The sequence below is a fragment of the Anaerospora sp. genome, from assembly GCF_032013335.1.
GTDB lineage: Bacteria > Bacillota > Negativicutes > Sporomusales > DSM-15969 > Anaerospora.
This window is the reverse complement of record NZ_DALZUO010000030.1, coordinates 37309-52138: the sequence shown is the minus strand read 5'-3', so window position 1 is coordinate 52138 and position 14830 is coordinate 37309. Positions and strand designations below refer to the sequence as shown.

At 45.8% G+C, this 14830-nt stretch carries 16 protein-coding genes and 1 other annotated feature; of the genes, 1 reads left to right on the top strand and 15 read right to left on the bottom strand.

Going from position 1 to position 14830, the window contains the following annotated elements:
* Positions 1 to 77 precede the first annotated feature (77 nt).
* The 7 genes from aroB to RTR76_RS18175 form a co-directional block, all read right to left on the bottom strand.
* On the bottom strand, positions 78 to 1166 hold the full coding sequence (gene aroB / locus RTR76_RS18205; RefSeq protein WP_312523520.1) for a 3-dehydroquinate synthase: 1089 nt from the start codon (positions 1164 to 1166) through the stop codon (positions 78 to 80).
* Between the two features lie 10 nt (positions 1167 to 1176).
* Entirely contained in the window at positions 1177 to 2328 is a 1152-nt protein-coding gene (gene aroC, locus RTR76_RS18200) for a chorismate synthase (RefSeq protein WP_312523518.1), read from the bottom strand.
* Positions 2329 to 2334: 6 nt separating this feature from the next.
* Positions 2335 to 3633, bottom strand: a complete 1299-nt coding sequence (gene aroA, locus RTR76_RS18195) for a 3-phosphoshikimate 1-carboxyvinyltransferase (protein ID WP_312523516.1) — start codon at positions 3631 to 3633, stop codon at positions 2335 to 2337.
* 19 nt (positions 3634 to 3652) lie between these two features.
* Complete coding sequence (locus RTR76_RS18190) at positions 3653 to 4507, bottom strand: prephenate dehydrogenase/arogenate dehydrogenase family protein (RefSeq protein ID WP_312523514.1); 855 nt, start codon at positions 4505 to 4507, stop codon at positions 3653 to 3655.
* A complete protein-coding gene (gene aroF / locus RTR76_RS18185) occupies positions 4504 to 5523 on the bottom strand; it encodes a 3-deoxy-7-phosphoheptulonate synthase (RefSeq protein ID WP_312523512.1) in 1020 nt (339 codons plus the stop codon). Before aroF ends, RTR76_RS18190 begins: the two co-directional genes overlap by 4 nt.
* A 49-nt stretch (positions 5524 to 5572) precedes the next feature.
* Positions 5573 to 5817 (bottom strand) — a binding site (T-box leader).
* Between the two features lie 135 nt (positions 5818 to 5952).
* Entirely contained in the window at positions 5953 to 6951 is a 999-nt protein-coding gene (locus RTR76_RS18180) for an inorganic phosphate transporter (RefSeq protein WP_312523509.1), read from the bottom strand.
* Entirely contained in the window at positions 6944 to 7573 is a 630-nt protein-coding gene (locus RTR76_RS18175; RefSeq protein WP_312523507.1) for a DUF47 family protein, read from the bottom strand. Before RTR76_RS18175 ends, RTR76_RS18180 begins: the two co-directional genes overlap by 8 nt.
* A gap of 245 nt (positions 7574 to 7818) precedes the next feature.
* Here RTR76_RS18175 and RTR76_RS18170 point away from each other — a divergent pair, with 245 nt between their 5' ends.
* Complete coding sequence (locus RTR76_RS18170; protein ID WP_312523505.1) at positions 7819 to 8289, top strand: staygreen family protein; 471 nt, start codon at positions 7819 to 7821, stop codon at positions 8287 to 8289.
* Between the two features lie 37 nt (positions 8290 to 8326).
* Here the strand turns inward: RTR76_RS18170 and queF are convergent, their stop codons facing one another.
* The 8 genes from queF to folP form a co-directional block, all read right to left on the bottom strand.
* On the bottom strand, positions 8327 to 8824 hold the full coding sequence (queF, locus tag RTR76_RS18165; protein ID WP_312523503.1) for a preQ(1) synthase: 498 nt from the start codon (positions 8822 to 8824) through the stop codon (positions 8327 to 8329).
* A gap of 19 nt (positions 8825 to 8843) precedes the next feature.
* Complete coding sequence (locus tag RTR76_RS18160) at positions 8844 to 9344, bottom strand: QueT transporter family protein (protein WP_312523501.1); 501 nt, start codon at positions 9342 to 9344, stop codon at positions 8844 to 8846.
* Positions 9345 to 9523: 179 nt separating this feature from the next.
* Positions 9524 to 10735, bottom strand: a complete 1212-nt coding sequence (locus RTR76_RS18155) for an HDOD domain-containing protein (RefSeq protein ID WP_312523499.1) — start codon at positions 10733 to 10735, stop codon at positions 9524 to 9526.
* Positions 10736 to 10836: 101 nt separating this feature from the next.
* Complete coding sequence (locus tag RTR76_RS18150; protein WP_312523497.1) at positions 10837 to 11778, bottom strand: diguanylate cyclase; 942 nt, start codon at positions 11776 to 11778, stop codon at positions 10837 to 10839.
* 133 nt (positions 11779 to 11911) lie between these two features.
* A complete protein-coding gene (locus RTR76_RS18145) occupies positions 11912 to 13093 on the bottom strand; it encodes a CoA transferase (RefSeq protein WP_312523495.1) in 1182 nt (393 codons plus the stop codon).
* 17 nt (positions 13094 to 13110) lie between these two features.
* A complete protein-coding gene (gene folK, locus RTR76_RS18140) occupies positions 13111 to 13614 on the bottom strand; it encodes a 2-amino-4-hydroxy-6-hydroxymethyldihydropteridine diphosphokinase (RefSeq protein ID WP_312523494.1) in 504 nt (167 codons plus the stop codon).
* On the bottom strand, positions 13611 to 13982 hold the full coding sequence (folB, locus tag RTR76_RS18135; RefSeq protein WP_312523492.1) for a dihydroneopterin aldolase: 372 nt from the start codon (positions 13980 to 13982) through the stop codon (positions 13611 to 13613). Before folB ends, folK begins: the two co-directional genes overlap by 4 nt.
* Positions 13982 to 14827: a dihydropteroate synthase gene (folP, locus tag RTR76_RS18130; RefSeq protein ID WP_312523489.1), complete on the bottom strand. Its 846-nt coding sequence runs from the start codon at positions 14825 to 14827 to the stop codon at positions 13982 to 13984. The genes folB and folP overlap by 1 nt, the downstream gene beginning before the upstream one ends.
* Positions 14828 to 14830: the final 3 nt, after the last annotated feature.

The window sequence follows — 14830 nt, the reverse complement described above, 5'->3', positions numbered from 1 at the left end:
ATTTTCGCTATATTCTTTCTATTTCCTCCTCTTATACGACAGCAAAGACCCGGCTAACTAAAAGCCGGGTCTTACAGTTAATATTCGATAGTGATTTGGCTGAGAGCCTTCGTCACAATGTGCTCAGGAATATCATTTTTGACAACGGCTGAACCGATACTATTCAACAACACCCAGTTTATTTTGCCGTTAATTGTCTTTTTATCCCGCATTAGATAAGCTTCCAGCTGCCGGACTGTACAGCCCTGGACTTTTAGCGGCAGACAATATTTCGTTAGTATGTCGCATACCTGATCTACCGTTTGCTGCGAGCATAAGCCGCAATCACGACTGATACGCGCTGCACCGTGCATACCGATAGCCACCGCTTCTCCATGGCTGTATTTATAATTCGCAGCTCTTTCAATTGCATGACCAATTGTATGACCGAAATTCAGGATCATCCGCAATGACGCTTCCCGCTCATCCTGCTGTACAACATCAGCCTTAATGCGGCAGGACCGGCTAACAAGCCTGGTAAGCATGACAGGATCCTTCTCCCATATAGCTTTGTCATTTTGCTGTAATTCAGCAAACAAACGGCTGTCACCAATAATACCATGTTTAATTAATTCTGCCAGCCCCGTAGCAAACTCACGCTCCGGCAAACTATCCAGCATATTAGGCTCTATTAAAACAATCCGTGGCTGATAGAAAGCACCTATAAGGTTTTTTCCAAGCGGATGATTGACAGCCACTTTTCCTCCCACACTTGAGTCTACTTGTGCTAATAGACTAGTAGGAATTTGAATAAAAGGTACTCCTCGCATGTAGGTTGCAGCGACAAAACCAGCTAAGTCTCCCACAACACCACCGCCTAAAGCCACAATCGGAGATAGACGATCAAGGCCCATTTCAATTGCCTTTGTATAAAGATCCTCAGCAACCGCCAGAGATTTGGACTCCTCCCCCGGAGCAATCGCCTTCATCTCCGTATGAAAACCGGCTTGCCGGAGGTTTTCAACTACCTGAGCACCATATAAGGCCCCCACGGTTTCATCCGTTATTACGAGTGCGGTAGAGCTTAAGTGCATACCATCTCTGAGTTTGCTCAACTGGGCTAAGCTGCCTGATCCAACATGAATAACGTAACTGTCAAATCCAAGTTCCACTTTTATTTGTTCCATACAATGCTCCTTACGCCAGAGATAAGCGACTCTTGTACTGCTCGACTGCTGCCACTAAATCATTCATACAGTCACTGCTAAATTTCTCCAAAATTGCCTGTCCTAGTATAATTGCAGTCATTGCTTCGCCAACGACTGCTGCCGCCGGAACAGCACAAACATCGCTGCGCTCGGTGCTCGCCGAAATCGGCAGGTGACTTGCGATATCAACGGACTGAAGCGGCTTCATCAATGTTGGTATAGGCTTCATCACTGCCCTCATCACAATGGTCTCGCCATTGCTCATACCACCTTCAATACCGCCTGCAAGGTTAGTCGACCGGCAATAGCCGTTGCCCGGATCATAATAAATCTCATCATGAGCCTTACTGCCAGGCAATGCAGCATATGCAAAGCCTGCTCCAAACTCAACGCCCTTAATTGCCGGTATGGACATCATGGCCGCCGCAAGCCGGGTATCCAGGCGGCGGTCCCAGTGTACGTAACTTCCCAGTCCCGGCAGGATTGAATCAGCCAGCACTTCCACCGTCCCCCCCAGACTGTCACCTTGTTCTTTAGCAGCATCAATTGCTGCTCGCATGCGTTCCTCTGCTTTTGCGTCAATACAGCCTAGGTCGGATTTTCCCCGGCGCCTAACAATACTGGCAAAATCGGGGCGGATTCCCTGAATAGCCACGCCACCTATATTTATAACATGGGATGTAACTTTTCCGCCAACTGCAGCAAGCAATTGCTTTGCTACCGCGCCAACGGCGACCCGGGAAGCCGTTTCCCGGGCACTGGCTCTCTCCAGTATATCCCGTACATCTTCCCTGTCATATTTAAGCACTCCTGTGAGATCTGCGTGACCAGGACGGGGGGCAGTAACAGGGGTCCCATTTGGGAGTCCACTAACTGCCATACGGTCTGTCCAGTTCGCCCAATCCCGATTGGAAATTGCAAGAGTAACCGGGCTTCCGAGAGTTCTGCCAAAGCGAACTCCTGACAAGATCTCCACTTTATCTTTTTCAATCTGCATGCGTCCGCCTCTGCCATATCCCAGCTGACGCCTGGCCAATTCTTCATTTATTCCATCAATATCAATCGGCAATCCTGCCGGCAACCCCTCGATTATCGTAGTAAGACATTGACCATGAGATTCTCCTGCTGTAAGAAAACGCATTAACTGTCACTCCCTATCCATTTGCACATTTGCTCCTAATTGTCTGAGTACGTCCGCAAAACCAGGAAAAGATACTGGAATACATTCTTCTTCATCTATCGTTGTTTCCCCGTCAGCGGCCAGACCGGCAACAGCAAAGGCCATAGCAATGCGATGATCGCCCCGGCTGTTGATCTGAGCTCCATGCAGCGAATTTGAGCCGCGGATAACCAGTCCGTCGTTTAATTCCCCGGCATCTGCCCCCATAGCGGTTAACCCCTGTACCATAGCGGCAATGCGGTTAGACTCCTTTACTTTCAGCTCGGCTGCATCACGAATAACCGTCTCGCCTTCAGCAAAAGCGGCAGCAATCGCAATTACCGGAATTTCATCAATTAAGCGGGGAATCATGTCTCCCGCCACCGTAACACCGCGCAGTTTACTGGACCGCACAATAATATCAGCTACCGGTTCAGTTAATTGGTTCTCATGCTGTAGTACTTCAATATTGCCGCCCATTGCCTGCAATACTTCGATAATACCGGAACGAGTCCGATTAATACCAACCTTGCGGATGATGACCTCAGAATGGGGAATGATCAAAGCCGCCACTAGTAAAAAAGCAGCCGAAGAAATATCTCCCGGTACAGCGATTGTTCTTCCCCGTAAAACAACGGGACCTTCAACAGATGCGGTAAGGCCCTGCCGCTTAATGGGGACACCAAAAGCCTCAAGCATTATTTCAGTATGATCCCTTGACGGCGCAGGCTCTGTTACACTTGTAACACCTTTGGCATACAGTCCCGCAAGCAGCAAGGAAGACTTCACCTGAGCGCTGGCCACAGGCAGTAAGTAGTCAATACCCGTCAAATTCTCAGCCGGACTTACAGTGAGCGGCGCCAGATCGCCAGCGCTATCAATCCGCGCCCCCATTAATCGCAAAGGCTTAGCTACTCTTGCCATTGGACGCTTTTGAATAGAAGCATCACCGTTAATAACCGAAGGAAAGGCCTGACCCGCCAGAATACCTAATAATAAGCGAATTGTGGTTCCCGAATTACCTACATATAACGGCTGCTTAGGCTGCTGTAATCCCCGGAGACCGGCACCTTGGACCTGAACAGTACTGCCCTGACGCGTTATTGTTACACCCATATCGCGAAAACAAGCGATTGTGGCCAGGCAATCTTCCCCGGCTAAAAAGCCGGTTATCGTTGTCTCTCCTTCAGCTAAAGCTCCCAGCATAACCGCCCGATGAGATATGGACTTATCACCTGGCACCTGCGTTTCGCCTTTGAGACCGGAGTTGAATCCCCAAATTTTCATTGCCTCACCCTCCCTTTCGTTAATTGCTCTGGCAAGCATCGCGCAGTTGCTTGGCTTGCTGAAAAAATTCTGTCAGTCCAGCTCGGTCTCCATTCGCTAATTTGCTTTCAACTGTATCCAATATATCCTTTAGCCGGGCTATAGTCTGTTTAATCTCAACCTTATTTGTCAAGCAAATATCTGCCCATAAACTGGGATTAGAGGAAGCAATACGCGTCATATCCCGGAACCCGCCGGCAGCAAGCGCCAAATGAAGCTGCCCTTGCTCTCCCTGTCCGGCCAAGACGGTCAGGGCTGCAGCTGTCACGTAGGGAGTGTGGCTAACATGCGCGACTGCCGGATCATGTTGCTCTCCCTCAAGTACTACCGGCAGGGCACCAATCTGCTCTGCAATAGCACTAAGCTGAGCTAATGCGCTTTCTGAGACTCCTTGATGCCTGGTTATAATATAAGGCCTGCCGCAGAAAAGCTGAGCATTGGCTGCTATAAAACTAGTTTTTTCCGAGCCTGCCATGGGGTGACCGCCCACATAGCACACACCTGGCGGCAACAACTGCGGCACAATACGCAGCAGTTCACCTTTCGTACTTGCCACATCAGTAACAACAGCGCCTGCTTTTAGATGTCCGGCTGCTTGCTGAACGGTTTGACCAATTGCACCCGGCGGTATTGCCAGAAACACAATATCTGCTTCAGCCACGCCTGTTTGCAGACTATCCGCTATACCGTCTAATTCGCCGCTTTTCTCCGCGAGTTGCCTAGTCTGCCGACAAGCATCATAGCCAATTACAGTAAAATCGGTATGTTTTTTAAGAGCCAACGCTAATGATCCGCCAATAAGTCCCAGTCCAATAACTGCTGCAATTCGCCTCATCCTATATCCCTCCGTCGCAGGAAAGCTGCTAGTTCCTGTATTTCCTTCATCAAAGAAGTATAATTAGCCGGGTTAAGGGATTGTGGACCGTCACACTGCGCCTCTGCCGGATTAGGATGCACTTCTATCATTAGTCCGTCAGCACCGGCCGCTATTCCGGCCATGGCCATTGGTTTAACCAGTCTCCATTTGCCGGTACCATGGCTGGGATCAACAATGATTGGCAAATGACTAAGATGTTTTATTGCTCCTACAGCGCTCAAATCCAGTGTATTGCGGGTATAGTCCTCAAAGGTGCGAATTCCCCGCTCACATAAAATTACATTAAAATTGCCTTCTGCCATAATATATTCAGCTGCCAATAACCATTCGGTGATCGTTGCCGCAATTCCTCTCTTCAATAAGATGGGCTTCCCTGAGCGCCCCACGGCCCGCAGCAGGTGGAAGTTCTGCATGTTTCTCGCGCCTATCTGCAAGACATCCGCATAATGAGCAACTAAATCAACACTCTCTACATCCATTACTTCCGTTACGATCTTAAGGCCAGTCAACGCTCTTGCCTCAGCAAGATAATCAAGACCGATTTTTTCTAATCCTTGAAACGCATAGGGTGAACTGCGAGGTTTAAAAGCACCCCCACGTAAAAACTGCGCTCCCGCTGCTTTAACTATTTCTGCAGCCTCGAATAATTGTTCCCGGCTTTCTACTGCACACGGTCCAGCCATAACCGTTATTTCCTTACCGCCAATAGACACTCCGTCAACATCTATAACCGTTGGCTCAGGGTGAAACTCCCTGCTTACCAGTTTATAACTGGCGGTAATAGGAACAGCCTGTTCCACTCCGGCAAAAGCTTCTATTGGCAAAGCTGCGATACTTTTTTTATCACCGATTATACCAATAATTGTCCGGAACTGCCCCTGGGAAAGATGAGTTTTTAAACCTGCCCCGTGAATTCTCTCTACTACAACTTTAACCTGCTCTACAGTAGCTTCTGATGACATAACAATAACCATACTACCATCCTCCTCATTATTGGAAAATTAAAAAACTCGCCCCTAAAATAATAGGGGCGAGTTAATAACCCGCGGTACCACCCTGCTTGCAAAAGCCGCTTGTTTCAGATGCGGGACATGAATGTCCGATATCTTAGCCTTTTAACGGTGGCAACCGGCTCAGCCTACCCCGTTTCACCGGTTTCAGCCTGCAACTCAGCGGCGTACTTCACTGCTCATGCCCTCCGGTTCACACCACCCACCGGTTCTCTGCGCGGCATTATAACAGCTACTCTTCCGCTTCATTGTATTTACTATATTAGCCTTATCATAGCAACAGTGTTAACTATTGTCAATACTATAGATACAAAAGTACACAATAAGCCTGTTTAGATACAAAAAAAAGCTAACTCCAATAGTTAGCTCCAATTTTCTTCTATTGCTCGAAGGCTAAGCACCCCAGATAAAACTGACCAGGTAATACACTGCTGCACCAGTTAAAGCACTAAGCGGGATTGTTAAAACCCAGGCCATCAGCATACTCTGCGCTACTGACCAGCGAACCGCTGTTACCCGCTTCGCCGAACCCACCCCCATAATAGACCCTGATACAACATGAGTGGTGCTTACCGGCAAATGAAAATGAGTGGCAGCAAAAATAACTAAAGCTGAATTCAAATCTGCTGCAAAACCATTGATAGGCTCCATCCGGAAAATCTTTGTTCCCATGGTTTTAATAATCTTCCAGCCACCGACAGCTGTACCACAGCCCATTGCAGCCGCACAAGATAACTTAACCCACATCGGAACTTCCAGTACATCGATCTGCCCTGCACTCAATAATGCCAGAGTAATAATTCCCATCGCCTTTTGCGCATCATTAGAACCATGAGAAAAAGACATTAAACTGGCTGAAATCAGTTGCATTCTCCTAAATCCAGTATTCAGTACATTAGGAGCATTACGGCCAAATATCCATAACAGCAGAATCATAATCAAATATCCAAAAACAAGGGCAACCAAAGGCGATAAAATCAGCGAAAGTACAATTTTTTGCAAACCTGCCATTTTGAGAGCATAAATACCCTTACTGGCAATTACCGCGCCCATAACACCACCAATAATCGCGTGGGACGAACTACTGGGAATGCCGTACCACCATGTCAATAAATTCCAGGCAATAGCTCCGATCAAAGCGGCTACTATGACCTGTTCATTAACCATTGCTGCTGACGTTACAATGTCACCGCCAATAGTCTTGGCTACGCCAGTACTGTAAAGAGCTCCCAAAAAATTGAGTACAGCTGCCAGATAGACCGCCTGCTGCGGCTCAAGGGCTCGGGTTGAAACGGAAGTGGCAATCGCGTTTGCCGTATCATGAAAACCATTAATATAATCAAAAGCCAAGGCAAGAAAGACAACTACCCATAATAATGTTAAATCAGGCATATTTTAGCACAACTCTCTTTAGAGATTCTGCCAAATCCTCACAAAGGTCAAGTACTTCCTCCATATGAGTGAGAATTTCTTTCCATTTTATAATTTCAACTGGATCTTTACATTCCCGAAACAGCTTAGCCATTTCACGGCGGTATAATTCGTCTCCCTCGGCTTCCAGAGCTACAATACGATTACAGCGCGCTTCCAGCTTCAAGTGATTCTTTTTGATATTACTTAAATACGATACAGCCTTGTCCAATTGTTTGACACACTTAACGACAACAACTGCCAATTCTTTTGTGCCTTCCGTAGCAAGCCCTGCATTATACATGTGCATTCTTTCAACAATGCCCTTAATGCAATCAACAACATCATCCTGTTTTTCTACCAGAATATGAATATCTTCCCGGTCAAGAGGTGTAATGAAGGTTTTGTGGAGCTTGTGCATAGTATCATCAACAATTTTGTCAGCCTGTTTTTCCAGTTTATCAATTTCAAAAACTACTCCGGCAAGATCAGTGCCGTTTTGAATTGCCTGATCCATAATTTCGGCTGATTGTCGAGCGATTTTTGCATGGTCCGCCAAGAATTCAAAGAATTTTTCTTCTTTCGGCTTTAAGCGAAAGGCCATAGTGACACTCCCCCTAATATGACTAAATCATACTGATTATAACATAGAACGACACAATGTTAAATTACCGTAAAATAATGTTATAATTCGGTTAAATTACACTTTTATTGCATAAGCCACCAGAATGATATTCTTTTTTCATATTTATTATAGCCTTCCCGAAGCAGGATAAAAAAATCGTAACCTTCTTGCCACCATTGGAATAAACTGTAGCAAAACTTTCATGTAAAAGAGGTATGCGAACTATGTTCAAATTTACTAAAAACAACCTATCCGTAAATTTACGTCCGGGAATCACCCCATGTCAGCCTATTATTCCCCGTCGCTATACCTTGACTCATTCCGATCAAACAGGTCAGCTATTCCTGTCCATAGGCCTGGATTATGCTACAGATGAAATTAACGCTAGCCGGGATGAAGTGCTAGCCGAGTGGCACTGCCTGGGAACAAGATCCTATCAGTTCCATGCCTATGTATGCATAGGCAGTCATTGCAGCAAAACAGAAGCCGCTTCTCGCAACCGTCATTTTATTCGCCGCCTTCCTTTAGCGCTCAGTGCAATTTATGGCGGTGACAGGAGTTTTTTTTATAACCGGACTGAGCTGCTGACAGCTCCCATATGGCTTCATTTTCAGTCAGCTTACTGCAAATTCCATCGTACTGAATATTGGGGTATGTTTACCGAGTATGCTAATGGTTACAGCCGAAGGGTCTGAATAAACAGATTCAGACCCTTCGGCTGTAAGGATTAAGCTATCGATTATCCACTTTTTCAGGATTCATATCATGATAAAACAGGCGCTTTTGCGCGGTCTCTTCCCAGCGCGTTCCAGGCTTGCCGTAGTTGCAAAAAGGATCAATTGAAATACCGCCCCGAGGTGTGAATTTGCCCCAGACCTCGATATATTTAGGATCTAATAAGCGAATTAGGTCCTTCATAATAATATTGACACAGTCCTCGTGAAAGTCACCATGATTGCGAAAACTAAACAGATAAAGTTTAAGAGATTTACTTTCCACCAAAAGCTGATCAGGCACGAGAGAAATATAAATAGTGGCAAAATCAGGCTGTCCCGTCATTGGGCAAAGACTGGTAAACTCAGGACAATTAAATTTCACAAAATAATCGTTACCTGGATGCTTATTTACAAAAGATTCTAATACCGCAGGATCATAACTATAGGTGTACCCTGTTCCCTGATTGCCCAGCAGAGTTACACCTTGTAATTCTGCTGCATTTCTTCCGGACATACTATTCCTCCTATCAAGCTCAAAGGTTTAACTTATTATTCAACTGTTTAACCAACAGTACTCCAGCAATACCCGGTATAATTTGGCCAATAGTAATGCTCGCTGCTAAAACGCCATAGGGTACATGAATTAAATAGGACAGCCAGATAGGTACAATCAGACCAGGACACAGAATAATCGGCACTGCTATCCACCAGTCGTTCAACCGGTATCGTCGCACTAGATAGGTCAGTGTAGAGGTGATAATTCCCACGGCAGTACCACCAATAATATCTGGCAGGCCCAGCCCCCCCATGAACAGGTTGCTTAGTAAATTACTCAGTCCCATAGGAACGATAAGAAACGGAAAAATTGCACTAAGCGCATATAAGGCGGTAGCTATTCGAATTTGATATTGACCAAAAGCGAAGCTCTGCGTCATATACATTACCACAACATACATGGCAATAATCAGACCTGATAAAGTTAGCTTTTGCAACGAAGTAGAAATAATTGGCCTGCTGGAAACTGCGTTTTTCATAAAATCCTCCTAATTTTGGGCAAACAAAAAAGGGCATACGCGCCCTTGTACTACACTATTGTCTAAGTAGTTGGCCCGTAGTTTTATTTAGAGACAGGATGGTTACGAACTGTCTGTTATATAGTTACAAAATATTATACCATAACGAAACTATAGCCGCAACTTGTTTCATCTTAAGGTCACTCAAGCCCACTTTCTTTATACCAGGCTAATGAGTTTACATGTAAAACAGGCAGCCTTGCTTCGGCTATATTCAACTGCCCTGCATAAATAACAACCGCCTGCCAATTCCCTTGTTCATAAGCTAGACTAAGCTGATAAATATCCTGAAACAAACCCGATGCCCCCAGCAAAGCGGCACGCACATCAGAAGTTACTGGCAATTCAGCCAGAATGTCTGCTAGCGGACGGTCAAGAAGTGCATCGATCAATGACAGTAAGCCCAGTAAAAATGCATCGGAGCCTCGCTCCTTATATCCGGCTTCATTAGCCAGCAGCTCGCAAAAACGCGCTCTCATCACAGAAATAACCACCAATTCCTGCGGTTTATCCTGTGCAAGTTCTCTGGTTACAATCAATGCTGCCCACTTGACTGCTTCTTTAACCCCCAGCAGTGCCAATGCCTGGCGGATTGACCGAATGGATGCACGAAAACCAAATGATGCTGAGTTTATATATTTAAGAAGCATATAAGTTAAAAATACATCTTTTTCTATTAACTTTTCAAGCTTGTCCAAATCAAGCAAAGAACTGCTGATTTGCTGCAGCAGTCTGAAATTAACTGTTTTATTTTTAGGGATACTCTGACTTGCAATAATAATAGGTTTGCTAAAAAAATAGCCCTGAAAATAAGTATAGCCAAGCTCCATAGCCTGACGGAATTCTTCTGGTGTTTCTACCTTTTCGGCAAGAAAACGAATATCTTTCCCTCTACACATCTCAATTAATTTAATTTGCTCTTCAATCCCCGTAATTTGAAAGTCAATCTTGATGATATCGGCTAGTTCCATCAGGGGCTCAAAGCGAGGTTCAAACACGAAATCATCTAATACAATCAAAAAGCCTAGTTCCCGGATTTTCCGGCATGCTTCTACAATGTCAGCTGTAGGATCAACCGTTTCAAGAATTTCTACTGCGATTTGATCTGCGGGCAGCATTGTGACGATCTCATTCTTTAGCAAATTGGCCGTAAAATTAATAAAAGCCCGTTTACCACCTGTCAACGTAGAAAGACCGATTAACCAAAAGCTGTTAACAATAACCTGCGATGTTGCTTGGTCACCATCAGCCGCACTATAGAAATTTTCCTGACCTTGCCGGAACAGTAGTTCATAAGCGAAAATATGCTGACGTCTGTCAAAGATAGGCTGACGAGCTACAAAAACCTGCATGTTACGTCCCCCTGCTTGCACACCCTACATATATCCCCATTATACGACATTTTTCTACCAGGAACCAGTTAATTTTCAGATTTTTGCAGCAATCATCCACCTTATACCGATATACTGCGCACGTTATTGCGTCCCGCAGTCTTAGCCTGATATAATGCCTGATCTGCTCTCTTAAGAAGTTCTTCGGAATTACCTCCCTGCTGAGGAAAGCTTGCTGCTACGCCCAAGCTGATGCTAAGCAACTGCGAAGGACTGCCGTAATGTTCCAGTGCCAGTTGGTTTACTGCCGAGCGCAAGGCCTCAGCGACCACGATAGCGCCTACATTGTCTGTATTAGGCAGCAACACGGCAAATTCTTCCCCACCGCAGCGGGCAACTAAATCGCCAGCCCGGCTGATTGTTTGGGACAATGCATGCGCTACTCGCTTGAGGCAGTGATCACCACCTATATGTCCATAAAAATCATTATATTTTTTAAAATAGTCAATATCTATCATAATCACTGCTAATGGAATTTCTTCTCGCATTGCCCGCCGCCACTCGTCCTTATAACGTTCTTCAAAATGACGCCTGTTCGCTATTTCTGTTAAACCGTCAGTAGATACCATTCGGTTAAGTTCTAAATTGGCACAAATCAACTCTTCAGTGAGACAGGCCAAAGTATACTGATATTCCAACAACCGCCGTCCGACCTGAAGACGGCTCCGCAGTTCTTCCGCATGAAAAGGCTTGCTGATATAGTCATCTGCTCCTGAGTTCAGCGCTAATACAAGCCCGTCCTTGTCAGTACGCATAGTCAGCATAATCACATAAATCTTGTGTCCTTCCGCACGCCCCTTAATTTTTCGGCACAATTCAATACCATCAATTTCGGGCATTACCCAGTCGACAACAGCAAGCACAGGCTCACACTCACTCTGCAGGTACTCCCAAGCCTGTTTGCCATTTGAAGCCGTCATTACTTCATAGCCCCAGGGATTAACGATTTGTTTTAAATAAGCAAGACTAAGCTCTTCATCATCCACCAGTAAGAGTTTCATCATTACGCTCCCTTCTTCCATCCGGAAGGCTAAGTTGACCCTTGGAATATCCTGGTTTTTCGCTGAAAATAGTGAAATACCTTTTTTAAATTTTCTGATAAAAAACTCCGCATCAGTAGCAATGCGGAGTGTCAATCTAAATAATATGATTTTGTTGGAGTTCGGCAATGCGCTCAGGGGAATAGCCTAATTGCTCGAGGATTTCCTCCGAATGCTGTCCAAGCACTGGTGCCGGCCTTTCAATACAATCAGCAGAAGCACTCAGTTTAATTGGATTACCGGGAATACGGACTTTTCCCGCAACAGGATGCTCCACCTCAATCAGCATATTGCGTGCTTCAATATGTGGATCAGAGGCCAGATCAGCAATAGTCAGGATTGGCGCTCCCGGCACGGCATGGTGCTGAAGTTTCAGTAAAATCTCATTCATAGTAAACTGACCAGCCCATTCGTTAATCATCCTGCCTAATTCGACTATATTTGTGGAGCGGTTGTCATTCAGCAAAAATCGTTCATCTGTAATCAATTCCGGTTTTTCCATTGCTTTGCATAATCGCTGCCAGGTAGCTTCATTGGCACAGGCAATGATGACATAGCCGTCGCTGGCCTGAAATACATCATAAGGCGCTACACTTGCATGACGGCTGCCAATTCTCGACGGATTCTGGCCAGTCATTGTATAGCGGACAACAGCGTTTTCCAAAATAGAGAATATACAGTCCTGCATGGATATATCAATACGCTGTCCAGTGCCGGTACGGCCTCGCTGTACAAGCGCCGCCAATATGCCGATGCTCATGAAGTTACCGGCATTAATATCGCCCAGGGAAGTACCTACACGGGTAGGAGTATCAGGAAATCCGGTAATACTCATTAACCCGCCCATTGCCTGAGCAATAGCATCAAAAGCCACCCGCTCAGCATAAGGTCCATACTGACCAAAACCAGTAATGGAAGCATAAATAAGCTTGGGATTGATTTTGCGCAATTCCTCAAACCCGAGTCCCCACTTGTCCATTGTGCCGATTGTGAAGTTTTCCAGTACTACGTCGGCGTCCTTGATAAGATCTTTTAGCACCGCTTGCCCTGCGGCAACACGAAGATCGAGTGTTATACTGCGTTTATTGCGGTTAAGTGTCATAAAGTATCCGCTCTCACCATTACAGAAAGGACCGAACAACCGGGCATCATCACCATGGCCCGGAACCTCTACCTTAATTACATCTGCCCCTAAATCCGCCAGGGTCATGGTACAATACGGCCCGGTTAACAGTCTGGATAAATCAATTATTTTAATACCCGCTAGAGCTTTCTCCATTGCCATCCCCCTCTTTTTTACTCACCTTGCTGTGCATGCCAGGATTTATAAAAATGTACTGCCCGGTCATCGCCTAATAACTCCCGGTATTGTTCAAGGGTTTTACCATTTAAGGTTAACATCGGCTCAACTTCCAGCAGCGGGATAATAACAAAGAGCCGTTCGTGCAGGCGGGGGTGGGGGACAGTCAATTCTGGAGAACAAATATGACTATTACCATACAGCAAAATATCCATATCAATCGTTCGCGGCCCCCAGCGTACATCCCGCACCCGCAAAAGCGACCGCTCAACTTTCATACAGGCTGAAAGCAGCTGTTCGGCAGAAAGAATCGTTTCGATAACTGCAACTGCATTTAAAAAAGGAGGCTGGTCAGTAAAGCCAACCGGTTCAGTTTCATACATAGAAGAAACCCGGCTGATTTGGATGCCGTCAACTGCGGCAAGCCGGGCTACCGCTTCACGTAAATACCTTTCCCGGTCCCCCATATTGGAGCCTAATCCTATATAACATCTCGTCATTTTCTTTTTTCTCTTGTAATTGAAATTTCTACATAATCAAAAATACCTGCTACTGGAGCAGAAGGCTTTCGTATTACTATATCAATCTTATCTATGAAAAAATCAGCCAATATTTTTTGGGCAATCGCTTCTGCCAGCCCTTCGAGCAGATTAAAGCGCCGATTTTCTACCAACTCTTTAATTACGCTGTAAACGTCTGCATAGTTGACAGTATCCCGCAAATCATCTGACTGCCCGGCAGACTTTAAGTCGAGGTACAGGACGGCATCAAGCATAAACCGCTGGCCGATTTGCTGTTCTGCCTCCAAGGCACCATGATAGCCAAAAAAAATCATATTTTGTAATCGAATGCTGTCCATATGAGGCATTATTCTAACTCCTCCCGGATTAAGGCGTCAGTCATGCGCGCAACCCGCACCATTTCTTTTACATCATGTACGCGGACAATATCAGCTCCGTTGGCAATTCCAATTGCTACCGTAGCTGCGGTTCCCTCTACCCGCTCGGCAGGCGGCAGTCCGCCCAAGGTTGTTCCAATAAAGGCTTTGCGGGAAGTACCTAACAGAATTGGGCAATCCAATTCTTCCAATAGCCGCAAATGGCGAATCAGCTTTATATTATCGGTCCTGGTCTTTCCAAAACCAATGCCCGGATCAATAATAATATTTTCCTTAGCAATTCCTGCCTGCTCAGCAATACGAATGCTTTTCAGCAAAAACTGATTCACTTCCTTCAGTAAATCCTGATACCCAGGCTGTTCCTGATTATGCATAACAATGAGAGGCACCTGATACTTTGCGACTACTGTCGCCATAGCCACATCCTGCTGCAGGCCCCAGACATCATTGATCATATGGACGCCCATCTTAAGGGCCGCCTCTGCTGTAGCAGGCTTATAGGTATCCAGCGAAATAGGTACACCGATTTCCCGGATAAGCCGCTCCAGCACAGGTAAAACGCGATCCATTTCTTCCTGTGCCGTGACTGGCTGATTATTGCCATAAGGGCGGGTTGATTCACCGCCGATGTCAATAATATCTGCTCCGTCAGCAACTAGTCTATGTGCATGGCGGACAGCAGCTTCCACCTGCCGGTAGCAGCCTCCATCAGAAAAAGAATCAGGCGTAACATTAACAATTCCCATTATCAACGTACGCTGACCGATTTGAAGTTCACGATCAGACCACCTGTAGGTTCGCATGCTTTGCTTCATATT

Excerpts from the sequence above, each read along its gene's own strand:
- aroB (WP_312523520.1), bottom strand. The coding sequence starts at position 1,166 with ATGGAACAAATAAAAGTGGAACTTGGATTTGACAGTTACGTTATTCAT.
- RTR76_RS18180 (WP_312523509.1), bottom strand. The coding sequence starts at position 6,951 with ATGCCTGATTTAACATTATTATGGGTAGTTGTCTTTCTTGCCTTGGCT.
- folB (WP_312523492.1), bottom strand. The coding sequence starts at position 13,982 with ATGCCTCATATGGACAGCATTCGATTACAAAATATGATTTTTTTTGGC.
- RTR76_RS18160 (WP_312523501.1), bottom strand. The coding sequence starts at position 9,344 with ATGAAAAACGCAGTTTCCAGCAGGCCAATTATTTCTACTTCGTTGCAA.
- RTR76_RS18155 (WP_312523499.1), bottom strand. The coding sequence starts at position 10,735 with ATGCAGGTTTTTGTAGCTCGTCAGCCTATCTTTGACAGACGTCAGCAT.
- RTR76_RS18175 (WP_312523507.1), bottom strand. The coding sequence starts at position 7,573 with ATGGCCTTTCGCTTAAAGCCGAAAGAAGAAAAATTCTTTGAATTCTTG.
- aroA (WP_312523516.1), bottom strand. The coding sequence starts at position 3,633 with ATGAAAATTTGGGGATTCAACTCCGGTCTCAAAGGCGAAACGCAGGTG.
- RTR76_RS18145 (WP_312523495.1), bottom strand. The coding sequence starts at position 13,093 with ATGGAGAAAGCTCTAGCGGGTATTAAAATAATTGATTTATCCAGACTG.
- folP (WP_312523489.1), bottom strand. The coding sequence starts at position 14,827 with ATGAAGCAAAGCATGCGAACCTACAGGTGGTCTGATCGTGAACTTCAA.
- RTR76_RS18150 (WP_312523497.1), bottom strand. The coding sequence starts at position 11,778 with ATGATGAAACTCTTACTGGTGGATGATGAAGAGCTTAGTCTTGCTTAT.
- RTR76_RS18170 (WP_312523505.1), top strand. The coding sequence starts at position 7,819 with ATGTTCAAATTTACTAAAAACAACCTATCCGTAAATTTACGTCCGGGA.
- queF (WP_312523503.1), bottom strand. The coding sequence starts at position 8,824 with ATGTCCGGAAGAAATGCAGCAGAATTACAAGGTGTAACTCTGCTGGGC.
- aroC (WP_312523518.1), bottom strand. The coding sequence starts at position 2,328 with ATGCGTTTTCTTACAGCAGGAGAATCTCATGGTCAATGTCTTACTACG.
- RTR76_RS18190 (WP_312523514.1), bottom strand. The coding sequence starts at position 4,507 with ATGAGGCGAATTGCAGCAGTTATTGGACTGGGACTTATTGGCGGATCA.
- aroF (WP_312523512.1), bottom strand. The coding sequence starts at position 5,523 with ATGGTTATTGTTATGTCATCAGAAGCTACTGTAGAGCAGGTTAAAGTT.
- folK (WP_312523494.1), bottom strand. The coding sequence starts at position 13,614 with ATGACGAGATGTTATATAGGATTAGGCTCCAATATGGGGGACCGGGAA.